Origin of the sequence: Subtercola sp. RTI3 (assembly GCF_035018625.1) — a bacterium.
In the GTDB taxonomy this organism is placed as follows: Bacteria; Actinomycetota; Actinomycetes; order Actinomycetales; family Microbacteriaceae; genus Subtercola; species Subtercola vilae.
On the sequence record NZ_JASJXO010000007.1, the window covers coordinates 56144 to 77719 of the forward strand.

General features: G+C 62.7%; 32 protein-coding genes. 2 read left to right on the forward strand and 30 right to left on the reverse strand.

Going from position 1 to position 21576, the window contains the following annotated elements; all coding sequences use genetic code 11:
• Positions 1–3: 3 nt before the first annotated feature.
• Positions 4–324 carry a PTS sugar transporter subunit IIA gene (locus QN358_RS04600; protein WP_323511740.1) on the forward strand — a complete coding sequence of 107 codons (321 nt, stop codon included), beginning with the start codon at positions 4–6 and terminating at the stop codon, positions 322–324.
• Between the two features lie 27 nt (positions 325–351).
• Here the strand turns inward: QN358_RS04600 and map are convergent, their stop codons facing one another.
• The 24 genes from map to QN358_RS04720 all read right to left on the reverse strand — a co-directional run bounded on the left by map (position 352) and on the right by QN358_RS04720 (position 14508).
• Positions 352–1182 carry a type I methionyl aminopeptidase gene (gene map / locus QN358_RS04605; RefSeq protein ID WP_323511727.1) on the reverse strand — a complete coding sequence of 277 codons (831 nt, stop codon included), beginning with the start codon at positions 1180–1182 and terminating at the stop codon, positions 352–354.
• Between the two features lie 3 nt (positions 1183–1185).
• Positions 1186–1776, reverse strand: coding sequence for an adenylate kinase (locus tag QN358_RS04610; protein ID WP_136641116.1), 591 nt, complete (start codon positions 1774–1776; stop codon positions 1186–1188).
• Positions 1773–3095, reverse strand: coding sequence for a preprotein translocase subunit SecY (gene secY / locus QN358_RS04615; protein WP_136641115.1), 1323 nt, complete (start codon positions 3093–3095; stop codon positions 1773–1775). The genes QN358_RS04610 and secY overlap by 4 nt, the downstream gene beginning before the upstream one ends.
• 94 nt (positions 3096–3189) lie before the next feature.
• Complete coding sequence (gene rplO, locus QN358_RS04620) at positions 3190–3774, reverse strand: 50S ribosomal protein L15 (protein WP_136641114.1); 585 nt, start codon at positions 3772–3774, stop codon at positions 3190–3192.
• The gene (gene rpmD / locus QN358_RS04625; protein WP_104242488.1) at positions 3774–3959 is read right to left on the reverse strand and encodes a 50S ribosomal protein L30; all 186 of its coding nucleotides are present in this window, start codon (positions 3957–3959) and stop codon (positions 3774–3776) included. Before rpmD ends, rplO begins: the two co-directional genes overlap by 1 nt.
• Positions 3959–4648: a 30S ribosomal protein S5 gene (gene rpsE / locus QN358_RS04630; RefSeq protein ID WP_201799224.1), complete on the reverse strand. Its 690-nt coding sequence runs from the start codon at positions 4646–4648 to the stop codon at positions 3959–3961. Before rpsE ends, rpmD begins: the two co-directional genes overlap by 1 nt.
• 26 nt (positions 4649–4674) lie before the next feature.
• A complete protein-coding gene (gene rplR, locus QN358_RS04635) occupies positions 4675–5046 on the reverse strand; it encodes a 50S ribosomal protein L18 (protein WP_323511728.1) in 372 nt (123 codons plus the stop codon).
• A 2-nt stretch (positions 5047–5048) separates the two neighbouring features.
• Entirely contained in the window at positions 5049–5585 is a 537-nt protein-coding gene (gene rplF, locus QN358_RS04640; RefSeq protein ID WP_136641111.1) for a 50S ribosomal protein L6, read from the reverse strand.
• A 6-nt stretch (positions 5586–5591) separates the two neighbouring features.
• Positions 5592–5990, reverse strand: coding sequence for a 30S ribosomal protein S8 (gene rpsH / locus QN358_RS04645; RefSeq protein ID WP_136641110.1), 399 nt, complete (start codon positions 5988–5990; stop codon positions 5592–5594).
• A 139-nt stretch (positions 5991–6129) separates the two neighbouring features.
• Positions 6130–6735: a 50S ribosomal protein L5 gene (rplE, locus tag QN358_RS04650; RefSeq protein WP_136641109.1), complete on the reverse strand. Its 606-nt coding sequence runs from the start codon at positions 6733–6735 to the stop codon at positions 6130–6132.
• A complete protein-coding gene (gene rplX / locus QN358_RS04655) occupies positions 6735–7094 on the reverse strand; it encodes a 50S ribosomal protein L24 (RefSeq protein WP_136641108.1) in 360 nt (119 codons plus the stop codon). Before rplX ends, rplE begins: the two co-directional genes overlap by 1 nt.
• 2 nt (positions 7095–7096) lie before the next feature.
• Positions 7097–7468: a 50S ribosomal protein L14 gene (rplN, locus tag QN358_RS04660; protein WP_136641107.1), complete on the reverse strand. Its 372-nt coding sequence runs from the start codon at positions 7466–7468 to the stop codon at positions 7097–7099.
• 32 nt (positions 7469–7500) lie between these two features.
• Entirely contained in the window at positions 7501–7815 is a 315-nt protein-coding gene (gene rpsQ, locus QN358_RS04665) for a 30S ribosomal protein S17 (RefSeq protein WP_136641106.1), read from the reverse strand.
• Positions 7815–8156, reverse strand: coding sequence for a 50S ribosomal protein L29 (gene rpmC, locus QN358_RS04670; protein ID WP_136641105.1), 342 nt, complete (start codon positions 8154–8156; stop codon positions 7815–7817). The genes rpsQ and rpmC overlap by 1 nt, the downstream gene beginning before the upstream one ends.
• On the reverse strand, positions 8156–8575 hold the full coding sequence (rplP, locus tag QN358_RS04675; RefSeq protein ID WP_136641104.1) for a 50S ribosomal protein L16: 420 nt from the start codon (positions 8573–8575) through the stop codon (positions 8156–8158). The genes rpmC and rplP overlap by 1 nt, the downstream gene beginning before the upstream one ends.
• Before the next feature lie 2 nt (positions 8576–8577).
• On the reverse strand, positions 8578–9384 hold the full coding sequence (gene rpsC / locus QN358_RS04680) for a 30S ribosomal protein S3 (protein WP_136641103.1): 807 nt from the start codon (positions 9382–9384) through the stop codon (positions 8578–8580).
• A complete protein-coding gene (rplV, locus tag QN358_RS04685) occupies positions 9384–9782 on the reverse strand; it encodes a 50S ribosomal protein L22 (protein ID WP_136641102.1) in 399 nt (132 codons plus the stop codon). Before rplV ends, rpsC begins: the two co-directional genes overlap by 1 nt.
• Positions 9783–9807: 25 nt before the next feature.
• Entirely contained in the window at positions 9808–10089 is a 282-nt protein-coding gene (gene rpsS, locus QN358_RS04690; protein ID WP_104242462.1) for a 30S ribosomal protein S19, read from the reverse strand.
• Between the two features lie 11 nt (positions 10090–10100).
• Positions 10101–10940: a 50S ribosomal protein L2 gene (rplB, locus tag QN358_RS04695; RefSeq protein WP_136641101.1), complete on the reverse strand. Its 840-nt coding sequence runs from the start codon at positions 10938–10940 to the stop codon at positions 10101–10103.
• 23 nt (positions 10941–10963) lie between these two features.
• Entirely contained in the window at positions 10964–11263 is a 300-nt protein-coding gene (gene rplW, locus QN358_RS04700; RefSeq protein ID WP_136641100.1) for a 50S ribosomal protein L23, read from the reverse strand.
• The gene (rplD, locus tag QN358_RS04705; RefSeq protein ID WP_136641099.1) at positions 11260–11949 is read right to left on the reverse strand and encodes a 50S ribosomal protein L4; all 690 of its coding nucleotides are present in this window, start codon (positions 11947–11949) and stop codon (positions 11260–11262) included. The genes rplW and rplD overlap by 4 nt, the downstream gene beginning before the upstream one ends.
• Before the next feature lie 3 nt (positions 11950–11952).
• A complete protein-coding gene (gene rplC / locus QN358_RS04710) occupies positions 11953–12609 on the reverse strand; it encodes a 50S ribosomal protein L3 (RefSeq protein ID WP_136641098.1) in 657 nt (218 codons plus the stop codon).
• A gap of 25 nt (positions 12610–12634) precedes the next feature.
• Positions 12635–12943 carry a 30S ribosomal protein S10 gene (gene rpsJ / locus QN358_RS04715; protein ID WP_104242452.1) on the reverse strand — a complete coding sequence of 103 codons (309 nt, stop codon included), beginning with the start codon at positions 12941–12943 and terminating at the stop codon, positions 12635–12637.
• Positions 12944–13281: 338 nt separating this feature from the next.
• Entirely contained in the window at positions 13282–14508 is a 1227-nt protein-coding gene (locus QN358_RS04720) for an MFS transporter (protein WP_237280261.1), read from the reverse strand.
• Positions 14509–14571: 63 nt separating this feature from the next.
• Between QN358_RS04720 and QN358_RS04725 the strand changes: the two genes are divergently transcribed.
• Positions 14572–15045 carry a winged helix-turn-helix transcriptional regulator gene (locus QN358_RS04725; protein ID WP_136641097.1) on the forward strand — a complete coding sequence of 158 codons (474 nt, stop codon included), beginning with the start codon at positions 14572–14574 and terminating at the stop codon, positions 15043–15045.
• 110 nt (positions 15046–15155) lie between these two features.
• Here QN358_RS04725 and QN358_RS04730 read toward each other — a convergent pair whose 3' ends face one another.
• The 6 genes from QN358_RS04730 to QN358_RS04755 form a co-directional block, all read right to left on the reverse strand.
• Positions 15156–16121 carry a DNA topoisomerase IB gene (locus QN358_RS04730; protein WP_136641096.1) on the reverse strand — a complete coding sequence of 322 codons (966 nt, stop codon included), beginning with the start codon at positions 16119–16121 and terminating at the stop codon, positions 15156–15158.
• Between the two features lie 155 nt (positions 16122–16276).
• Positions 16277–17467: an elongation factor Tu gene (gene tuf / locus QN358_RS04735; RefSeq protein ID WP_136641095.1), complete on the reverse strand. Its 1191-nt coding sequence runs from the start codon at positions 17465–17467 to the stop codon at positions 16277–16279.
• A 115-nt stretch (positions 17468–17582) separates the two neighbouring features.
• Positions 17583–19700: an elongation factor G gene (gene fusA / locus QN358_RS04740; RefSeq protein ID WP_136641094.1), complete on the reverse strand. Its 2118-nt coding sequence runs from the start codon at positions 19698–19700 to the stop codon at positions 17583–17585.
• Between the two features lie 104 nt (positions 19701–19804).
• Entirely contained in the window at positions 19805–20275 is a 471-nt protein-coding gene (gene rpsG, locus QN358_RS04745; RefSeq protein ID WP_136641093.1) for a 30S ribosomal protein S7, read from the reverse strand.
• The gene (gene rpsL, locus QN358_RS04750) at positions 20275–20649 is read right to left on the reverse strand and encodes a 30S ribosomal protein S12 (protein WP_104242432.1); all 375 of its coding nucleotides are present in this window, start codon (positions 20647–20649) and stop codon (positions 20275–20277) included. Before rpsL ends, rpsG begins: the two co-directional genes overlap by 1 nt.
• Positions 20650–20998: 349 nt before the next feature.
• Positions 20999–21574, reverse strand: a complete 576-nt coding sequence (locus QN358_RS04755) for a hypothetical protein (RefSeq protein WP_136641092.1) — start codon at positions 21572–21574, stop codon at positions 20999–21001.
• Positions 21575–21576: the final 2 nt, after the last annotated feature.

Consider the following 21576-nt stretch of genomic DNA (forward strand, 5'->3'; position numbering starts at 1 on the left):
TACATCGACGCCGCTCTCGACCGTGAGCGCATGTCGTCGACCGCCTTCACCGACTCGGTGGCGGTGCCGCACTCGATGCTCATGACGGCAAATTCGACCGCCATCGCCATCGCCGTGAACGAGACCCCGGTGCCGTGGGGCGAGAACAGGGTGAATGTCATCGCTCTCGTGGCGTTCAGCAACGCCGGCCGCAGCTCGTTCCAGACGATTTTCGACCAGTTCGTCGAGGTCTTCTCCGATCACGACGACGTTCAGCAGCTCATCAAGGGGTCACTCACGTTCACGTCGTTCATCGAGGAACTCGTGCACCTCATGGACTCCTGAACCCACTCGTCAGGCTGATCTGCCTCGTCAGGCCGGGCGCACCGGTGTGATGCCGAATGCGGCGAGACCGGATGCCCCACCGTCGGCAGCCGTCAGCACCCAGATTCCGTCGCGGTGCACCGCTACGGAGTGCTCCCAGTGCGACGCAATACTGCCGTCGGCTGTCGCCACGGTCCAGTCGTCGTCTCGGGTGATCGTCTCGATGGTGCCGGCCGTGATCATGGGCTCGATCGCCACCACCAGACCTGGCTTCACCTCAGGGCCCCTCGCACGAACCCGGTAGTTGAACACCGGCGGCTCTTCGTGCATGCTGCGCCCGATGCCGTGACCGATGTAGTCGGTCAGAATGCCATAGGTTCCCTGCGACTCGACGAAGTCTTCAATGGCCTCACCGACCTCATTGAGATACCGCGCCACAGCAAGCCGGGCGATGCCGTGCCACAGCGAACCTTCGGTCACGTCGCTCAGGTTCTGGCGTGCGGCGACCATCTCGGGCCTGCTCGCGTCGGGAACCACCACCGTGATCGCGGAGTCACCGCTCCAGCCGCCAACGTCGGCTCCCGAGTCGATCGACACGATGTCGCCGGGTTCGAGCGGTCTCGAGTTCGGGATACCGTGCACGACATCGTCGTTCACCGAGGCGCAGATGGTGTGCCGATACCCCGGCACCATCTTGAAGTTCGAGACCCCACCCCGGGCATGGATAGCCGCCCCAGCAATTCCGTCGAGATCGAGAGTCGTCGCGCCCGGGCGAATCGCAGCCCTGACGGCGTCGAGAGACGCCAGCGTGACGAGCCCGGGTTCGACCATCAGGCGAAGTTCAGCCGGCGTCTTGTAGAACGACTTGCGAAAGGCCATAGCTCAGTTCAGTACGAGCGCAATACCGCGCTCGTCGAGTGCCGCCGTGATGCGAGCGGTGACCTCGTCGACGCTGCCCAGCCCGTCAACCTCGACTACCAGCCCACGATTCGAATAGATGTCGATGAGCGGGGCCGTCTGCTCCTCGTAGACATCGAGGCGGTGACGAATCACTTCCTCGGTATCGTCGCTGCGACCCTGCTCGAGAGCACGTTTCGACAGTCGCGAGACGATCTCATCGGAGTCGGCCACCAGCAGCACCACAACGTCGAGCGAGTGGCCGCCGGCTGCGAGGATGTCGTCGAGTTCGTCGACCTGGGCCGCCGTACGGGGGTACCCGTCGAGCAGGAACCCACCCGCGACGTCGGCCTCGTGCAGCCGACTTCGCACCAGATCGTTCGTGAGGGTGTCGGGAACATAGCGCCCGGCATCCATGAACGCCTTCGCTTTCACACCGAGCTCCGTGCCCTCTGACACATTCGAGCGAAAAATGTCGCCCGTCGAGATGGCCGGAACAGCACATGCCTCCGACAGCCGAACCGCCTGGGTGCCCTTGCCAGCACCGGGAGGCCCGATGAGCAGAAGCCTCGTCACCGCAGGAGACCTTCGTAGTGCCGCTGCTGCAACTGCGAGTCGATCTGTTTCACGGTCTCGAGACCGACACCGACGATGATGAGAATCGAGGCCCCACCGAACGGGAAGTTCTGGTTCGCACCGATCAGCGAGAAAGCTGCGAGCGGTATGAGCGCGATCAACCCGAGGTAGATAGAACCCGGCAGGGTGATGCGAGTGAGCACGTAGTCGAGGTACTCAGCCGTGGGGCGACCGGCACGGATGCCCGGGATGAACCCGCCGTACTTCTTCATGTTGTCGGCGACCTCTTCAGGGTTGAAGGTGATCGCAACGTAGAAGTAGGTGAACCCGACAATGAGCAGGAAGTAGAGCAGCATGTAGAGCGGGTGATCGCCCTTCGTGAGGTAGTTCGTGACCCACGTCACCCAGGCTGCAGGCTCTTGACCGGCGGCAGGCTGGTTGAACTGCGCGATGAGCGCCGGCAGGTACAGCAGCGACGAGGCGAAGATCACGGGCACAACGCCAGCCATGTTGACCTTGATGGGAATGTACGTGTTGTTGCCACCGTACGTTCGCCTGCCGACCATACGCTTGGCGTACTGCACCGGTATTCGCCGCTGGGACTGTTCCACGAACACCACCAGCGCCATTGTGGCGATACCGATGATGATGACGACGATCAGCACCTCGATGCCCTGCTGCTGCTGGATGGCGCTGAGCGAGCCGGGGAAGCGGGCTGCGATCGAGGTGAAAATCAGCAGCGACATGCCGTTGCCGATGCCGCGCTCGGTGATGAGCTCGCCCATCCACATGATGAGGCCGGTGCCGGCGGTCATGGTGACGACCATCAGCATGATGGCGTACCACGAGTCGTTCGAGATGAGCTGCGTGCACTGCGTCGTGGTGCTCGTACCGAAGAGCGCGCCACTGCGGGCAACGGTGATGAGTGTGGTCGACTGCAGAACACCCAGAGCAATGGTGAGGTAACGCGTGTACTGCGTCAGCTTGCTCTGGCCGGCCTGACCCTCTTTGTAGAGGGTTTCGAAGTGAGGAATGACCACGCGCAGCAACTGCACGATGATCGAAGCCGTGATGTACGGCATGATGCCGAGCGCGAAGATCGACAGCTGCAGCAGGGCGCCACCACTGAACAGGTTGACGAGCTCGTAGAGACCCGACGTGTTCTGGTTGGCTGCGAGGCACTGCTGCACGTTGCCGAAGTCAACGAAGGGCGCAGGAATGAACGACCCGAGGCGAAAGATCGCCACGATGCCGAGCGTGAACAGAATCTTCCGGCGGAGATCCGGAGTACGGAAAATCCTGCCGACGGCTCTAAACAAAAAAAGGCCTCCTGCTAGGTAATTACGAGACGTGCACGAGCAGAGTCTTCGCAGGAAACAATTCCCACGAAGACTCTACTCGAAGCGTGCAGTCTTACTTGACGGAGCCACCCGCGGCAACGATCTTCTGCTCAGCTGAGCCAGAGACCTTGTCGACGGTGACGTTCAACTTGACTGCGATATCCCCATCGCCGAGAACTTTGACCTTCTCGTTGTCGCGCACGGCACCCTTGGCCACGAGGTCAGCAATCGTGACCTCACCGCCGGTGGGGTACAGCTCGGCCAGTCGGTCGAGGTTGACGACCTGGTACACGATTTTGAACGGGTTCTTGAACCCACGCAGCTTCGGTGTACGCATGTGCTGCGGCATCTGGCCACCCTCGAACCCGAGGCGCACTTTGTAGCGCGCCTTCGTGCCCTTGGTACCACGGCCCGCAGTCTTACCCTTGGAACCTTCACCGCGGCCCACGCGCTGGCGGGCCTTCTTCGCACCCTCGGCGGGGCGGAGGTGGTGAACCTTCAGCACCTGCTCACGGGCGACAGCCGGCTCAGCAACGGTCTTGGCGGGCGCAACGGCCGCTTCAGACTTCGCCGGAGCCTTCTTAGCAGGAGCCTTTTTGGGGGCCGCTGCCTTCTTGGGAGCCGTAGCTTCTACGGTCTCAGTGGTTTCTTCAGCCATTAGTCAATCTCCTCGACTTTCACCAGGTGAGCGACGTGGCGAACATAGCCGCGGTTCTGCGAGTTGTCTTCGCGCACAACGAACTGGCCGATGCGGTGAAGACCGAGGCTACGCAGGGTGTCGCGCTGGTCTTGCTTTTCGCTGATCTTGGATTTGATCTGCGTGATCTTGAGGCTCGTAGCCATCAGGCACCTGCCTTTGCGAGAGCGGCGGCCGAATCGGCGTCAGCCTGGGCACGAAGCAGACGTGCGGGCACGACCTGCTCGAGCGTCAGGCCACGACGTGCTGCCACGGCGCGGGGCTCTTCGAGCTGCTTGAGCGCTTCAACGGTCGCGTGAACGATGTTGATGGTGTTCGACGAACCGAGCGACTTACTCAGAACATCGTGGATGCCCGCGCACTCCAACACGGCGCGAACAGGGCCGCCGGCGATAACACCGGTACCTGCTGCAGCCGGGCGAAGCAGTACAACACCGGCAGCCGCTTCACCCTGAACGGGGTGCGGAATGGTGTTGCCGACGCGAGGAACGCGGAAGAAGTTCTTCTTCGCCTCTTCGACGCCCTTGGAGATCGCGGTAGGCACCTCGCGGGCCTTGCCGTAGCCGACGCCGACCAGACCGTTGCCGTCGCCGACGACAACGAGAGCGGTGAAGCTGAAGCGACGACCACCCTTCACCACCTTCGACACGCGGTTGATGGTCACGACGCGCTCAAGAAACTGGCTCTTGTCAGAGTCGCGTGCGCCGCGGTCTTTGTTCGGGTTGCGCTCACGGCCACCACGACGAGCCTCGCGGGGCTCGTTCTGGGCGGCTGCAGTGCTTTCAGTTGTGGGTGCCTCAGTCGCCTGGACCTCAGCGCTCGTAGCGTCTGCCACGGTAGCTTCCTTTGCTTTTTCGTCGGTCACAGGTCCAGCCCACCCTCTCGGGCGCCGTCGGCGACAGCCGCGACGCGACCGGCGTAACGGTTTCCACCGCGGTCGAATACGACTGCTTCGATGCCAGCAGCCTTGGCGCGCTCGGCAACGAGTTCGCCGACCTTGCGTGCCTTGGCCGACTTGTCGCCGTCGAAGGTACGCAGGTCTGCTTCAAGAGTCGATGCCGAAGCGAGGGTGAATCCCTTGCTGTCGTCGACGACCTGAACGAACACGTGGCGGGCCGAACGGGTGACGACCAGGCGGGGGCGCGCTTCGGTACCCTCGATCTTCTTGCGAAGACGGTCGTGACGGCGGCCGCGTGCGGCAGCCTTGCTCTTGCCTCTAGTTCCAGTTCCCATGATTACTTACCGCTCTTTCCGGCCTTGCGACGAACAACTTCGCCGGCGTAGCGCACACCCTTGCCCTTGTAGGGCTCAGGCTTGCGCAACTTACGAATGTTTGCGGCTACTTCGCCAACGGCCTGCTTGTCGATGCCGCTGACAGTGAGCTTGTTGACGCCCTCCACCGTGAAGCTGATGCCCGCGGGCGGCTCAACGGTGATGGAGTGTGAGTAACCGAGTGCGAACTCGACGTTCGCACCCTTGGCAGCGACGCGGTAACCGGTACCAACGACCTCGAGGCCCTTGGTGTAACCCTCGGTCACCCCGATGATCTGGTTCGCGATGAGCGTGCGGGTCAGACCGTGCAGCGAACGCGACTCGCGCTCGTCGTCGGGGCGGGTGACGAGCACCTGGCCGTCTTCGACCTTCGCCTCGATGGGAGCCTTGACGACGAGCGAAAGCTCACCCTTGGGGCCCTTGACGGTGACGGCCTGGCCGTCGATCTTCACGTCGACCCCGGCAGGGATCGCGATGGGAAGTCTTCCAATACGTGACATCGGTGATCACCAAACGTAAGCGAGGACTTCCCCACCTACGCCCTTCTTTGAGGCCTGTCGGTCGGTCAGCAGACCCGACGACGTTGAGAGAATGGCGACGCCGAGGCCACCGAGAACGGTGGGGATCTCGGTCGACTTTGCGTAGACCCGAAGACCCGGCTTCGAAACGCGCTTGATGCCCGCGATGGAGCGCTCACGGTTCGGGCCAAATTTGAGGGAGAGCGTCAGAGTCTTGCCGACCTCTGCGTCTTTGACATCCCAGGCTGCAATGTAACCCTCAGCCTTGAGAATGTCTGCGATGTGTGACTTGAGCTTGCTGTGCGGCATCGACACGGATTCGTGGAAAGCCGAGTTAGCGTTGCGCAGTCTGGTCAGCATGTCTGCGACCGGATCTGTCATTGTCATGACGGTTTGTGCCTTTCTGGCCTGGTTTCGACACCCCGTACACGGGATGCCGACCTGTGGTCTCGACGGGTTCAGCCGAATTGCTGAACCCGTTGTACTGCAGTGAAGCGGTGAAGCGGTGAAGCGGGTGTTGCAGGTACTACGCGTTCTCGGCGGTGCGGAACGGGAAGCCCAGCGCCTTGAGCAGCGCGCGGCCTTCCTCGTCGTTCTTCGCCGTGGTGACGACAGTGATGTCGAAACCGCGAACGCGGTCGATCTTGTCCTGGTCGATCTCGTGGAACATCGACTGCTCGGTCAGACCGAACGTATAGTTTCCCTGGCCGTCGAACTGGCGGTCGGAGAGACCACGGAAGTCGCGAATACGGGGAAGAGCGAGCGACAGGAGCCGGTCGAGGAACTCCCAGGCACGGTCGCCACGAAGCGTGACGTGGGCGCCGATGGGCTGGCCCTCACGAAGCTTGAACTGGGCGATCGACTTGCGAGCCTTGGTGACCTGAGGCTTCTGGCCGGTGATGGCAGTCAAATCTTTGACGGCGCCATCGATGATCTTGCCGTCGCGGGCTGCCTCACCGACACCGGTGTTCACAACGACCTTGATGAGGCCCGGAACCTGGTGGATGTTCGTGAAGCTGAAGTCCTTCGTGAGCTGGGGAACGATCTCGCTCTGGTACTTCTGCTTCAGGCGCGGCTGGGGCCGTGCAATAGACGCAGCGCCAGCCGGCGATGCGGTTGCGGTGTCAGTCATTACAGGTCCTTTCCACTCTTCTTGGCGTACCGAACGCGAACGTTCTTGGTCACGCCATCTTTGGTGACCTGCTCGACGCGGAAGCCGACGCGAGTGGGCTTCTTGGTCTCGGGGTCGATGAGCGCCACGTTCGACACGTGGATCGGGGCCTCGACGGTCTCGATTCCACCGGTCTTGGTGCCGCGCTGGGTCTGGCCGACGCGAACGTGCTTCTTGACGAAGTTGATGCCTTCGACGATGACACGGTTCTTCTCGACCTGAACCTCGATGACACGACCCTGCTTGCCGCGGTCTCCGCCGCGGGCCTGGGTTGCGCCGGTGATGACCTGAACGACGTCACCCTTTTTGATGTTCGCCATGATTAAATGACCTCCGGTGCCAGCGAGATGATCTTCATGAAGCTCTTGTCGCGAAGCTCGCGGCCAACCGGGCCGAAGACGCGAGAGCCGCGAGGCTCCTTGTCGTTGGCGCGCAGGATGACTGCTGCGTTCTCGTCGAACTTGATGTAAGAACCGTCAACGCGACGAGTTTCTTTTTTGACGCGCACGATGACCGCCTTGACGACATCTCCACGCTTGACGGTGCCACCGGGGATGGCATCTTTGACGGTGGCGACGATGACGTCACCGAGGCCCGCGTAACGACGCCCTGATCCACCGAGTACACGGATGGTCAGCAGCTCTTTGGCGCCGGTGTTGTCGGCAACCTTGAGCCTGGATTCCTGCTGAATCACTTCTACTCCTTACGTAAGTAAGCGCGGGGCGCTTACTTGGCCTTTTCGAGGATCTCGACCAGGCGCCAGCGCTTCGTGGCGCTCAGCGGACGGGTCTCGGAGATGAGCACCAGGTCGCCGACACCGGCAGCGCCGGCCTCGTCGTGCACCTTCACCTTGGAGGTACGGCGGATGACCTTGCCATACAGGGGGTGCTTCACGCGGTCTTCGACCTCAACGACAATGGTCTTCTGCATCTTGTCGCTGGTGACGTAGCCACGACGGGTCTTGCGGTAACCGCGCTCCTCGGCAACTGCCTCGGCCGGGGTCTCGACGGGTGCAGCGGTTGCTGCCTCAGTCTTAGCCATTATTTGGCCTCCTCAGTTGCTTCGACCTCGGGCTCGGCTGCATCTTCTGCAACCGGCTCTTTGGCCTTTTTGGTCTTCTTGGGCGCTGCCGCGGCTGGTGCGACCTCGACGACGACGGGCGTGGCACGAATGCCCAGCTCGCGCTCGCGCAGGATCGTGTAGATGCGGGCAATGTCGCGCTTCACGGCGCGCAGGCGGCCGTGGCTCTCGAGCTGGCCGGTGGCCGACTGGAAGCGCAGGTTGAACAGCTCTTCCTTTGCCTTCCGCAGCTCTTCTGCGAGACGTGAATCTTCGAATGTGTCGAGCTCGACGGGGGTGAGCTCTTTAGAACCGATCGCCATTATGCGTCGCCCTCCTCGCGCTTGATGATGCGTGCCTTCAGAGGCAGTTTGTGAATTGCACGGGTGAGCGCCTCACGAGCGACGACGTCAGAGACGCCGGAGAGCTCGAAGAGAACGCGACCGGGCTTGACGTTCGCGATCCACCACTCGGGGCTACCCTTACCGGAACCCATGCGGGTTTCGGCCGGCTTCTTCGTGAGCGGGCGGTCGGGGTAGATGTTGATCCACACCTTTCCACCACGCTTGATGTGACGCGTCATGGCGATACGAGCGGACTCGATCTGGCGGTTTGTCACATAGGCCGGCGTGAGGGCCTGAATGCCCCACTCGCCGAACGAGACGGTGGTGCCACCGGTTGCCTGGCCGCTACGGCCGGGGTGGTGCTGCTTGCGGTGCTTGACTCTGCGGGGAATCAACATGGTTATGCCTCAACTCCTGCTGCTGCCACGGGGGCAGCATCTGCCTTGGGCGCGTCAGACCGCGGTGCCGACGTGCGCGGGGGGCGACGATCGTCGCCGCCACGGCGGTCGTCACGACGCTCGGGACGCGATGACTTCTGGTTGGCCTGCTCGCGAGCAAGCTCCTTGTTGGTGATGTCGCCCTTGTAGATCCAGACCTTCACACCGATACGGCCGAACGTCGTCTTGGCCTCGTAGAAGCCGTAGTCGATGTTGGCACGCAGCGTGTGCAGAGGCACGCGACCTTCGCGGTAGAACTCTGAACGGCTCATTTCTGCGCCACCCAGACGGCCCGACACCTGGATGCGAACACCCTTGACGGTGGGCAGGCGCTGTGCGCCCTGCAGGCCCTTGCGCATTGCACGACGGAACGCCACACGGGCGCTCAGCTGCTCGGCGATACCCTGGGCGACCAGCTGAGCTTCGGCTTCGGGGTTCTTGACCTCGAGGATGTTCAGCTGGATCTGCTTCTTGGTGAGCTTCTCGAGGTCGGCACGGATGCGCTCGGCTTCGGCGCCGCGGCGACCGATCACGATGCCCGGGCGGGCGGTGTGAATGTCGACACGAACACGGTCACGGGTGCGCTCGATCTCGATGCGGGCAACGCCTGCACGGTCAAGGCTCTTCGTGAGCAGGGTGCGGATCTTCACGTCTTCGGCGACGAAGTCGCTGTAACGCTGGCCTACTTTGGTGCTGTCAGAGAACCAACGCGACACGTGGTCGGTCGTGATGCCCAGACGGAAACCGTAGGGGTTTACTTTCTGGCCCATTACTTCTTTCCTGCCTTCTTGGAACCCTGTGCAACGGCGGCGGCCTCATCGGGCGTCGAGAGAACGACAGTGATGTGGCTGGTGCGCTTCAGGATCTGGAATGCGCGTCCCTGTGCACGGGGCTGAAAACGCTTGAGGGTCGTACCCTCATCGACAAAAGCGCTCGAGACGAACAGGTCTTGCTCGTCGAGGTAGCTGTTGCTTGCATCGGCCTTGACCTTGGCGTTCGCGATGGCAGATGCAACGAGCTTGTAGACAGGCTCGCTTGCGCCCTGCGGGGCGAACTTCAGGATGGCCAGGGCCTCCATGGCCTGCTTGCCGCGAATCAAGTTGACGACGCGACGAGCTTTCATGGGGGTGACGCGGATGTGACGCACGCGTGCGGTCGACTCCACCATTTCTCTCCTCCTTTTCGCCACCGCGTTAGCGGCGACGACCCTTCTTGTCGTCTTTCACGTGGCCGCGGAAGGTACGCGTCGGCGAGAACTCGCCGAGCTTGTGACCGACCATGGTCTCCGTGATGAACACGGGGATGTGCTTGCGACCGTCGTGAACGGCGATCGTGTGGCCCAGCATGGCTGGGATGATCATCGACCGGCGTGACCAGGTCTTGATGACGTTCTTCGAACCAGCTTCGTTCTGTACGACAACCTTGCGAAGCAAGTGGTCATCAACGAAGGGGCCCTTCTTGAGACTGCGTGGCATCTTCTCGACTCCTACTTACGCTTCTTGCCGACATTACGGCGACGAACGATGAGCTTGTCGCTCTCTTTGTTGATGTGGCGGGTGCGGCCTTCTTTTTGACCCCACGGGCTGACCGGGTGACGACCACCGGAGGTCTTGCCCTCACCACCACCGTGCGGGTGGTCGACAGGGTTCATCGCGACACCACGAACGGTTGGGCGGATGCCCAACCAGCGCTTGCGGCCGGCCTTTCCCCAGTTGATGTTCGACTGCTCGGCGTTGCCGACCTCGCCGATCGTTGCGCGGCAGCGAGCATCCACATTGCGGATCTCACCGCTGGGCAGACGAAGCTGGGCGTAGGGGCCGTCTTTTGCCACGAGACGAACGGATGCACCGGCTGAGCGTGCCATTTTGGCACCGCCGCCCGGCTTCAGTTCGATCGCGTGGATGACCGTACCCACGGGGATGTTGCGAAGGGGCAGGTTGTTGCCCGGCTTGATGTCAGCGCCGGCACCCGACTCGATGATGTCGCCCTGGCTCAGCTTGTTCGGGGCGATGATGTAACGCTTGGTGCCATCGACGAAGTGCAGCAGTGCGATGCGAGCCGTGCGGTTCGGGTCGTACTCGATCTCGGCGACCCGGGCGTTCACGCCATCTTTGTCATTGCGCTTGAAGTCAATGACGCGGTACTGGCGCTTGTGGCCACCACCGATGTGACGGGTCGTGATGCGGCCGGCGTTGTTACGACCACCGGTCTTGGGAAGCGGGCGGAGCAACGACTTCTCGGGCGTGGTACGGGTGATCTCGGCGAAATCCGAGACCGAAGAACCGCGACGACCCGGGGTAGTCGGCTTGTATTTGCGAATAGCCATGTTTTTATCCTCTGGATTCCGACTTAGCCAACAGCCGTGAAGATGTCGATGGTGCCGGACTTCAGGGTGACAATGGCACGCTTGGTGTCTTTGCGCTTACCCAGGCCGAACTTGGTGCGACGCGTCTTGCCGATCTTGTTCATCGTGTTGACCGAAGCCACCTCGACGTTGAAGATCTTCTCGACCGCGAGCTTGATCTCGGTCTTGTTCGACGTGGGAGCAACGATGAACGTGTACTTACCCTCGTCGATCAGGCCGTAGCTCTTCTCGGAGACGACCGGCGAGATGATGATGTCGCGGGGGTCTTTGTTGTTGCCGCTCATGCTGCAACCTCATCTTTCTTGGACTTCGAGGAGATGAAGCCGTCGATCGCACCCTTGGTGAAGACGATGTCGTCGCTCACCAGCACGTCGTAGGCGTTCAGCTGGTCATAGGTCAGCACGTGAACCTCAGGAACGTTGCGAACGCTCTTCACGGCGATGTCGTCGCCGCGCTCGACAACCACGAGAACGTGCTTGCTGGTCGCTATCTGCTCGAGCAGGGCCATGGCCGTCTTGGTCGACGGAACCGGGCCGAGCGTGAGCGAGTCGACGACGTGAACGCGGCTGCCACGGGCACGGTCAGAGAGTGAACCCAGCAGAGCTGCCGCGATCATCTTCTTGGGGGTGCGCTGGTCGTAGCTGCGGGGAGTCGGGCCGTGCACGATGCCACCACCGGTCATCTGGGGAGCGCGGATCGAGCCCTGGCGGGCGCGACCGGTTCCTTTCTGCTTGAACGGCTTGCGGCCGGCACCGGAGACCTCGCCACGGCGCTTGACCTTGGAAGTACCCTGGCGTGCGGCAGCGAGCTGCGCGACGACGACCTGGTGGATGAGCGGGATGTTGGTCTGCACATCGAAGAGCTCAGCGGGCAGCTCAACCGAGCCTGCCTTCTGGCCATTCGCGTCGATGATGTCGACTGAAGTGTTGGCACCAGAAGTTGCCGAATTGGCGTCATTGGTGAGTGTCATGGACTACGCCCCCTTCACTGCGGTACGAACGAAAACGAGACGGCCACGGCCACCGGGAACGGCGCCCTTGACGAGGATGAGGTTCTTCTCGGCGTCAACCGAGTGCACGACGAGGTTCAGCACGGTGACGCGCTCGCCACCCATACGACCGGCCATGCGCATGCCCTTGAAGACACGGCTGGGGGTCGACGAAGCACCGATGGAACCGGGCTTGCGGTGGTTGCGGTGCGAACCGTGAGACGACGAGACACCCTTGAAGTTGTGACGCTTCATGACACCGGAGAAGCCCTTGCCCTTGCTGGTGCCGACGACGTCGACCTTCTTGCCGGCTTCGAAGACACCGTCGACGGTCAGTTCTTGACCGACGGTGTACTCAGCGGCGTCAGCGGTGCGGATCTCGGTGACGTGACGGCGAGGCGTGACGCCAGCCTTGTCGAAGTGACCGGTCGCGGGCTTGTTCACCTTGCGGGGGTCGATCTGGCCGGCCGCGATCTGAACGGCTTCGTAGCCGTCGACCTCGGGGGTACGGATCTGGGTCACGACGTTCGGGGTGACCTGAACGACGGTGACGGGGATGAGACGGTTGTTCTCATCCCACACCTGGGTCATGCCGAGCTTGATGCCCAGCAGGCCCTTGGAAGTCTTTGTAGAAGTTGCCATGTGAATTCTTAGCTCCCTAGCCGGCTCAGAGCTTGATCTCGATGTTGACATCGGCCGGAAGGTCGAGGCGCATCAGTGAGTCGACAGCCTTGGGCGTCGGGTCGATGATGTCGATGAGGCGCTTGTGGGTGCGCTTCTCGAAGTGCTCGAAGCTGTCTTTGTACTTGTGAGGCGAACGGATGACCGCGATGACGTTCTTCTCGGTCGGCAGCGGCACGGGGCCCACTACGGTTGCACCTGCACGCGTGACTGTGTCGACGATCTTGCGCGCCGAGCTGTCGATGACCTCGTGGTCGTACGACTTAAGTCGAATGCGGATCTTTTGTCCCGCCATGTTTGACTCGTCTCTCTTGTCTTGCGTCTTACGCTCGGGCAATTGGCCCTCGTCGCATTGGACGCGATTACACTGTTCTTGTTTCAAAAGCCCAGCCCGAAGCGCGCAACAGTAATCGCGCGTTGGGGAGGGGATTTATCAAGCTGTGTTCTGCCACCCGCGGCCTAGCCCTACAAGACCTGAAGGCCTATAGCTATGCACTGCCTGGTGGTGATGCGGGCACAGTTCACTCGCAATACCGAACTAGAAGATTCTGCCACAGGTTGAGGGGTACGTGCAACCCGGGCGTGTCGCGGCGGCGTGTCGCGCCAGCGCTGGCATCGGAGGGGCAGACCTGGTTACGCGGTGAGGCCTGCGGCGAGCATCCGGAGCCGCCAGTCTACGACAGCCAGAACCCCGACGACCAGGGCCAGAACGCCCACGATGGGCGACACGACATCGACTGAAACGGTGAGGGTGAGACTGGTTGCTATGAGGCCTGCTCCGACGGCGGTGAGCGCCTGAAAGAGATACGACACGAGGTAGACGCCCGAGAGCGTCGCGCCCCGGTGGCGGGGTTCGGAGGTCTTGTTGACGAGGGCGAGGCCACCCATGAACGCCAGAGAATAGCCCGCGCCGCCGACGATGCACCAGAGCAGAAAGAGAACGAGCGAGCCCGATCCTGCGGTCAATTCGAGCAGCGCCAGGCCCGCGAGGCTCAGCACGGCCCCCAGAATGACGGCGACGTGCGAATGGATGCGCTGCAGCACCAGGGCGGTCAGACCGATCATCACCGCCGAGACGGCGAGCAGCCCGCCGACCGCCAGCAGGTTCGTGGTGCCCGTCAGGTCGCGAGCGATCGAGGCGCCGAGCGAGAGGAAGAGGGCGCCCACCGAGTAGGCCAGCGACACCGAGAGAGCAGAGACCACGAATACGCGGCGCACTCCGACGGGCACATGGATCGCCTGCGGGCGCCAGGGCTTTCGGGCGCCAGCCGGCCGGCGCGGGGTGAGGTACACCGCGACGAAGACCGCGGCACTCAGAGCGATCAGCAGAATGTAGCTGAGCTCCTGCGGCAGCGGAGCGTACTGGGCGAGGGCGCCCGAGAGCACGAGCGCGAGGGTCAGGCCGAGCGCCGTGGAGACCGTGGTCAGCGAGCTTGGCAGGCGCGTATTCGACGAGGTGTTGTTCTCGACGAGCGAGGCGCTGGCGGCGCCGATGGCGAAGCCGGCCCCGGCGCCCTGCAATGCCCGGCCGACGTACAACCAGAGCACATCGGGGGCGAGCACGAAGGCGAAGGCCGAGATGAGAATCAGGCCGACTCCGATCAGCATGGCGTTTCGGCGCCCGATGGTGTCGGAGATGCTGCCGAAGACGAGCAGAACCACCAACAGCGCCACAGGGTACGTCGCGAAGACCGTGGTGATGACCGCCGCCGACAGGTGCCACTCGGCCGCGTACGACGGGTACAGCACCGACGGCGCACCACTCGCCCAGAGGCAGAGCGCCAGCACCGAGGCAGATGCCCAGAAGGTTCCCCTCTTCGACAGTGTGCGTTTTCTCGGGGTCGTGTGCAGAGCGGTCATGAGCTGAGCCTATGACCCTCAGTTGGAATTGCCAAGTTAGGGCATCGGATCTATTGTTGGGTCATGGCTTCCCCCCGTTCGACTCGCCCGGCGACAGAACACGCGTGCTCCATCCATCGGAGCCTCGACCTGCTCGGTGAAAAGTGGTCGCTGCTGATCATTCGCAACGCCCTGCGCGGGCAGAGCAGGTTCTCCGAGTTCCGGGATGAGCTGGGCATCCCGAGCGATGTGCTCACGGCACGCCTCGGCACTCTGGTCGAGGCTGGTGTGCTCGAGCGCCGTTCGTATCGAGAGGAGGGGGCCCGTGAGAGGTTCAGCTACCACCTCACCGAGCGTGGGCGATCGCTGAAGCTGGTGTTGATCGCGCTTCAGCAGTGGAGCGACGAGTACAACCCGTTCCCGGGCGGAGTGGTGTCAGTGGTGCAGGAGGTCGGCACCGGTCGGCACGCATCCCTGGCCCTCGTCTCCGACGATGGCGACCTCCTCGACGAGGCGGCGGTCGAAATCGCCCGGGGCCCCGCCGCCCGCACCTGGTAGCCCCCCACCCCGCTCGCTGAGTTAGGGTACGGGTTTCGCCCGCCGCCACGGCCGGAAACCGGGCAAGTGCCGTACCTCAATCGACCACTTCGGCCGTTCCGAGCGCCGGCCTACTCGAAGAGCAGCGCGCGCAGCTCCGATTCGACCGAACCGAGGCGCGCCGGGTCGATCGTACGACCCTCGGCGAACCTGTCGACGAGGCGCGGGTCGACGTAGCTCGCGCGCGCGATCGTGGGCGTATTGCTGAGTACGCTCGCCGCATCGCGCATGGCCTGCGACAGTGCCGCACTACGGGCCCTGGCACTCTGCTGCGGGCCCGACTTCGCGAGACTCACTGCGGCAGCGGCGGTTCCGTGCAGGGTGCGAAAGTCTTTCGCCGTGAACTCTCCCCCGGTCTGCGCGCGCACATACTCGTTGATGTCCGGGCCGGAAACCGGGTGCCAGCGCCCCTTCTCCTTGAACGCCAGCAGATGCGCGTGCGGCCCGCGCCGCTTCAGGCCCCGGATGACCGCCGCAAGCTCGGCGTCGCGAATGTCTGACGCCCAGTCTTTGCCACTCTTCGCAGGAAACTCCAGATGGATCGTGTCACCGTGCACCGAGGCGTGCGCGCACAACAGGGTCGACAGGCCCCGGCTGCCGTGTTCGGCGGCGTAGCGCTCGCTTCCTACCCGCAGAGAGCCAGTGTCGAGCATCCGGAAGCCCGCCGCCAACGCACGTTCTCGGTCGGGTTGTTCGCGGCGCAGATCGAGGGTCACTTTGCGTCTCGCCGTCGGCAGCGCCTCGGCCAGGCTCAGCGCCCTGTCGAACTTGATGCGGTCTTTCTGCTCGCGCCAGGTCGGATGATAGATGTACTGCCGCCGCCCCGCGCCATCGATACCGGTCGCCTGAATGTGGCCGTTCGGGTGGGGTGCGATCCACACGTCCTCCCAGGCCGGCGGTATGCCGAGGCTCCGGATGCGCTCCCGCAGCTCGGCGTCGCGCAGAACCTCACCACTCGGGTCTCGATACGTGAACCTCGTGCCGGCCCGCACCCGCCGGAAGCCTTTGCCTGCCAGGTCGCTCCGCCGGAGCCTCATTTCGCACTCACCACCCCTTCACGCTACCCCTATACCCTCACCTCCGGCCGGTACCCGGAAACGCGAAGAAGGGCCGCACCCCCGGAGGAGTGCGGCCCTTCTTGAGCTACAAGAGCTGTTGGTGTCGCCCGAAGGGCGAACCATTTACGCAGGAACTACTTGGTGACCTTGGTCACCGTGCCGGCGCCGACGGTGCGGCCACCCTCACGGATAGCGAAGCCGAGGCCCTCCTCCATAGCGATGGGCTGAATGAGCTCAACGCTGATGTCGGTGGTGTCGCCGGGCATGACCATCTCGGTGCCCTCGGGCAGCGTGATGACGCCGGTGACGTCGGTGGTGCGGAAGTAGAACTGCGGGCGGTAGTTCGTGTAGAACGGGTTGTGACGGCCACCCTCGTCTTTCGACAGGATGTACGCGGTGCCCTCGAAGCCGGTGTGCGGGGTAACCGAACCGGGCTTGACGACGACCTGGCCGCGCTCGACATCTTCGCGCTTGGTGCCACGAAGAAGCAGACCACAGTTCTCGCCGGCCCATGCCTCGTCGAGCTGCTTGTGGAACATCTCGATACCGGTGACCGTGGTCTTCTGCGTCGGGCGGATGCCGACGATCTCGACCTCGGAGTTGATGGCGAGGGTTCCGCGCTCGGCGCGGCCGGTGACGACGGTTCCACGACCGGTGATCGTGAACACATCCTCGATCGGCATGAGGAAGGGCTTGTCTTTGTCGCGGATCGGATCGGGGATGGAAGCGTCAACCGCGTCCATCAGCTCTTCGATCGACTTGGTCCACTCGGGGTCGCCCTCGAGCGCCTTGAGTGCCGACACCCGGATGACCGGAGCGTTGTCGCCGTCGAAGTTCTGGCTCGAGAGGAGCTCGCGAACCTCGAGCTCAACGAGCTCAAGGATCTCTTCGTCGTCAACAGCGTCAGCCTTGTTCAGGGCGACGAGCAGGTACGGAACGCCGACCTGGCGAGCAAGAAGAACGTGCTCACGAGTCTGAGCCATCGGGCCGTCAGTGGCCGCGACGACGAGAATCGCGCCATCCATCTGAGCAGCACCGGTGATCATGTTCTTGATGTAGTCAGCGTGACCGGGGGCGTCAACGTGCGCGTAGTGGCGCTTCTCGGTCTCGTACTCGATGTGCGAGATGTTGATCGTGATGCCGCGCTGCTTCTCTTCGGGAGCAGAGTCGATCTGATCGAAGTTGAAGGTTTTGTTAAACGCCGGGTACTTGTCAGCCAAGACCTTGGAAATCGCCGCGGTGAGCGTGGTCTTTCCGTGGTCAACGTGACCGATTGTTCCGACGTTTACGTGCGGCTTTGTCCGCTCGAACTTGGCCTTGGCCACTGGGTCCTCCTCAGGACTCTCATGCTGAGCGGCCGATCGATGGTTTCGACCGGCTGCTCGGCGGGGTGTTATGTAGATATATTACTAGGCCCGGGAGGGCCAGATAACGGTAGGGCTACTCGCCCTTGTTCTTCTGGATGATCTCGTCGGCAACTGCCTTCGGAACCTCCGCGTAGCTGTCGAACGTCATCGAGTACACGGCGCGCCCTGAGGTTTTGCTCCTCAGGTCGCCCACGTAACCGAACATCTCGCTCAGCGGGACATTTGCACGGATGACCTTCACGCCGGTGGCGTCATCCATTGACTGGATCTGCCCACGGCGCGAGTTCAGGTCACCGATGACGTCACCCATGTACTCCTCAGGAGTACGAACCTCAACAGCCATCAGCGGCTCGAGAAGAACGGGCTGCGCCTTGCGGGCAGCCTCCTTGAATGCCATCGTTCCGGCGATCTTGAACGCCATTTCTGACGAGTCGACATCGTGCGAGGCACCGTCGAGGAGAATTCCCTTGACACCGACCATCGGGTAACCGGCGAGCACACCGACGGCCATTGCCGCCTGGAAGCCCTGGTCAACCGAAGGAATGTACTCGCGCGGCACGCGGCCACCCGAGGTCTTGTTCACGAACTCGTAGATCGTGTCGGCGGTGACCTCAAGAGGCTCGATCGAGATCTGGATCTTGGCGAACTGGCCCGACCCACCCGTCTGCTTCTTGTGGGTGTAGTCGTGCTTGTCGACGATACGACGAATCGTCTCGCGGTACGCAACCTGGGGCTTGCCGACGTTCGCCTCGACGTTGAACTCGCGGCGCATGCGGTCGACCAGGATATCGAGGTGAAGCTCACCCATACCCTTGATGACCGTCTGGCCGGTGTCCTGGTTCTGCTCGGTGCGGAAGGTCGGGTCTTCTTCGGCCAGCTTCTGGATGGCCAGGCCCAACTTCTCCTGGTCAGCCTTCGTCTTCGGCTCGATGGCCACCTCGATGACGGGCTCGGGGAACGTCATCGACTCGAGCACGACGGGGTGCTGCGGGTCGGCGAGGGTGTCACCCGTGGTCGTGTCTTTCAGACCGATGACCGCGTAGATGTGACCCGCGGTGACCGAGGCCACCGGGTTCTCCTTGTTCGCGTGCATCTGGAAGATCTTGCCGATGCGCTCTTTCTTGCCCTTGGTCGCGTTGATGATCTGCGCGCCAGAGTCAACGTGACCCGAGTACACGCGAATGTACGTCAGGCGGCCGAAGAACGGGTGAACCGCGACCTTGAACGCGAGAGCCGCGAACGGGTCGGTCGAGTTCGCACCGCGGGAGATGATGATCTCCTCGTCGCGAACGTCATGACCTTCGACACTCGGCACGTCGAGCGGGCTCGGCAGGTAGTCGACGACGGCATCGAGCATGGGCTGCACGCCGCGGTTCTTGAACGCCGAACCACACAGCACCGGGTAGATCTCGCTGTTGACGGTGAGCTTGCGGATGGCCGCCTTGATGTCTGCGACCGAGAAGTCGACGTCGCCGACGAGGTAACGCTCGAGCAGCTCGTCGCTGGTCTCAGCAACGACCTCGATGAGCTTCTCGCGGTACTCCGCGGCGAGCTCAGCCAGGTCGGCGGGGATCTCTTCGATCTCGTACTTCGCACCGAGCTCGACGTCACCCTTGGAGTCGCCGCGCCAGGTGAGTGCACGCATCTCGACCAGGTCGACGACGCCTTCGAAGTTCGACTCAGCACCGATGGGCAGCTGAATGACCAGCGGGCGGGCGCCGAGGCGCTTCACGATGGTATCGACGGTGAAGTAGAAGTCGGCGCCCAGCTTGTCCATCTTGTTGACGAAGCAGATGCGGGGCACGTCGTACTTGTCGGCCTGACGCCAGACGGTCTCCGACTGGGGCTCGACGCCCTCTTTACCGTCGAAGACAGCGACCGCGCCATCGAGCACGCGAAGCGAGCGCTCGACCTCGACCGTGAAGTCGACGTGGCCGGGGGTGTCGATGATGTTGATCTGGTTGTTGTTCCAGAAACACGTGGTAGCTGCAGACGTGATGGTGATGCCGCGCTCTTGCTCCTGCGCCATCCAGTCCATGGTGGCTGCACCATCGTGGACTTCACCGATCTTGTGAGTGATACCCGTGTAGAACAGGATGCGCTCGGTGGTGGTGGTCTTGCCGGCATCGATGTGGGCCATGATGCCGATGTTGCGGACCTTGTTCAGGTCGGTAAGCACGTCCTGTGCCACGGATTTCCTCCGATTGGATTGCTAAAGGATAAAGCGCCAGTGGAGCTTTATACGTGTTTGGTTCGCCCAGCGCCGCCGGGCGAACCAAACACAAATGGAACTGTCTACCAGCGGTAGTGCGCGAAAGCCTTGTTCGACTCGGCCATCTTGTGGGTGTCTTCACGGCGCTTGACTGCCGCTCCGAGCCCGTTCGAGGCGTCGAGAATCTCGTTGGTGAGACGCTCGGTCATGGTCTTCTCACGACGACCCTTCGCGTAGGTGGTGAGCCAACGCAGAGCCAGGGTGTTTGCACGGTGAGGCTTGACCTCGACGGGCACCTGGTAGGTCGAGCCACCGACGCGGCGGCTCTTGACCTCGATGGTCGGGCGCACGTTGTCGAGCGCCTTCTTCAGGGTGACGACAGCGTCGGCACCGTTCTTGCTCGAAACGCCTTCGAGTGCGTCGTAGACGATGCGCTCGGCGAGGCCCTTCTTGCCATCAAGAAGAATCTTGTTGACGAGCTGGCTGACGATGGGTGCGCCGTAGACGGGGTCAGCGACAACGGGACGCTTGGGAGCTGGTCCTTTGCGAGGCATTACTTCTTCTCCATCTTCGCGCCGTAACGGCTGCGAGCCTGCTTGCGGTTCTTGACAGCCTGGGTGTCGAGGGCGCCGCGAACGATCTTGTAACGCACGCCGGGCAGGTCTTTCACACGACCGCCGCGAACGAGCACCATCGAGTGCTCCTGCAGGTTGTGGCCTTCACCGGGAATGTAGGCCGTGACCTCAGTACCGTTGGAGAGCTTGACGCGAGCAACTTTGCGAAGAGCCGAGTTCGGCTTCTTGGGCGTGGTGGTGTACACACGGGTGCACACGCCGCGCTGCTGCGGGTTCGACTTGAGAGCAGGCGCTTTGGTCTTCGTGACCTTGCGCGTTCGGCCCTTACGGACCAGCTGCTGAATGGTAGGCACTACATAACTCCTTGTGTTTACTGCACGGTGACAGCTGCTACTGATTAGCATTCGAACGCGGCGAAGCTTTCGCCTCGTGTGTCGAGTTCATTTGGACCTACTTGCAGACCGCGGAGCCTCTGCAAAGAGACTCTTCAGAATGTCGGGGGTAGGTATGCCGTGGGGGCTGGTCATTCGAACTGAACGATCACGCCCTGCTTTGCGTGAAGATGTCTGGCCCGGAACCGAGATCAGTTCTTGGATAAGAACCGGGCACGGCACGAGAGCACGACAAAGCGCACACTCAAAGAATATTAGCCGCTGGGTAGCCTCGGGTCAAATGACAGCGGCTCCGGATGCCCGGCGTTCGCTAACCGCGATACCCGGCGTTGGTGACGGTGACCGCCTTATTCAGTTTACCCCCGGGGCCGACAAGCGTGACGGTGTACGTCTGCGTCAACTCGGGGCACGGAAACTCGAGCGAAGTACTGCCTGAGGGGGGCACCTCGGCGTACGGCGCGGCCTGGGCATCCGGTGTGTCGACGCCGACGAAAGCGCTGGTGGCACCCGCGCTCTTCCACCCCAGCGAGACCATCGGAGAGGATGCCGTACCGCCGGCCGGGCCCGCCCCGACCACCGGGCAGGTGACCGAGGGCGACGCAGACCACGAGGTGAAGACGGGGGCAGCGGAACTACTGGTTGCTGCGACAGTCGAGCCCGGTGCATCCGGTGCCGTACCCGCCTTCGTCGCTGTCGTCGCTGTCGAGGGTGCAGCTGTCGAGGGTGCAGCTGTCGATGATGCAGCTGTGGAGGCAGGCGCGGTGGACGCCAGCGCCGATGGCGCGCTCGTGGGTTCGCGCGTCACGGGCGACAGGGTGAGCGAGAGCACAACGAGCACAGCGACGACCACGACCACGGCCGCGCCAATGATGATGACCTTCTTCACGC

Coding starts and splice junctions, on each gene's coding strand:
- map (WP_323511727.1), bottom strand. CDS start 1,182: ATGGCCTTTCGCAAGTCGTTCTACAAGACGCCGGCTGAACTTCGCCTG.
- rplO (WP_136641114.1), bottom strand. CDS start 3,774: ATGGCTGAAGAAACCACTGAGACCGTAGAAGCTACGGCTCCCAAGAAG.
- rpmD (WP_104242488.1), bottom strand. CDS start 3,959: ATGGCTACGAGCCTCAAGATCACGCAGATCAAATCCAAGATCAGCGAA.
- rplR (WP_323511728.1), bottom strand. CDS start 5,046: ATGGGAACTGGAACTAGAGGCAAGAGCAAGGCTGCCGCACGCGGCCGC.
- rplF (WP_136641111.1), bottom strand. CDS start 5,585: ATGTCACGTATTGGAAGACTTCCCATCGCGATCCCTGCCGGGGTCGAC.
- rpsH (WP_136641110.1), bottom strand. CDS start 5,990: ATGACAATGACAGATCCGGTCGCAGACATGCTGACCAGACTGCGCAAC.
- rplE (WP_136641109.1), bottom strand. CDS start 6,735: ATGACTGACACCGCAACCGCATCGCCGGCTGGCGCTGCGTCTATTGCA.
- rplX (WP_136641108.1), bottom strand. CDS start 7,094: ATGGCGAACATCAAAAAGGGTGACGTCGTTCAGGTCATCACCGGCGCA.
- rpsQ (WP_136641106.1), bottom strand. CDS start 7,815: ATGGCTAAGACTGAGGCAGCAACCGCTGCACCCGTCGAGACCCCGGCC.
- rpmC (WP_136641105.1), bottom strand. CDS start 8,156: ATGGCGATCGGTTCTAAAGAGCTCACCCCCGTCGAGCTCGACACATTC.
- rplP (WP_136641104.1), bottom strand. CDS start 8,575: ATGTTGATTCCCCGCAGAGTCAAGCACCGCAAGCAGCACCACCCCGGC.
- rpsC (WP_136641103.1), bottom strand. CDS start 9,384: ATGGGCCAGAAAGTAAACCCCTACGGTTTCCGTCTGGGCATCACGACC.
- rplV (WP_136641102.1), bottom strand. CDS start 9,782: ATGGTGGAGTCGACCGCACGCGTGCGTCACATCCGCGTCACCCCCATG.
- rpsS (WP_104242462.1), bottom strand. CDS start 10,089: ATGCCACGCAGTCTCAAGAAGGGCCCCTTCGTTGATGACCACTTGCTT.
- rplB (WP_136641101.1), bottom strand. CDS start 10,940: ATGGCTATTCGCAAATACAAGCCGACTACCCCGGGTCGTCGCGGTTCT.
- rplW (WP_136641100.1), bottom strand. CDS start 11,263: ATGAGCGGCAACAACAAAGACCCCCGCGACATCATCATCTCGCCGGTC.
- rplD (WP_136641099.1), bottom strand. CDS start 11,949: ATGACACTCACCAATGACGCCAATTCGGCAACTTCTGGTGCCAACACT.
- rplC (WP_136641098.1), bottom strand. CDS start 12,609: ATGGCAACTTCTACAAAGACTTCCAAGGGCCTGCTGGGCATCAAGCTC.
- rpsJ (WP_104242452.1), bottom strand. CDS start 12,943: ATGGCGGGACAAAAGATCCGCATTCGACTTAAGTCGTACGACCACGAG.
- QN358_RS04720 (WP_237280261.1), bottom strand. CDS start 14,508: ATGACCGCTCTGCACACGACCCCGAGAAAACGCACACTGTCGAAGAGG.
- QN358_RS04725 (WP_136641097.1), top strand. CDS start 14,572: ATGGCTTCCCCCCGTTCGACTCGCCCGGCGACAGAACACGCGTGCTCC.
- QN358_RS04730 (WP_136641096.1), bottom strand. CDS start 16,121: ATGAGGCTCCGGCGGAGCGACCTGGCAGGCAAAGGCTTCCGGCGGGTG.
- rpsG (WP_136641093.1), bottom strand. CDS start 20,275: ATGCCTCGCAAAGGACCAGCTCCCAAGCGTCCCGTTGTCGCTGACCCC.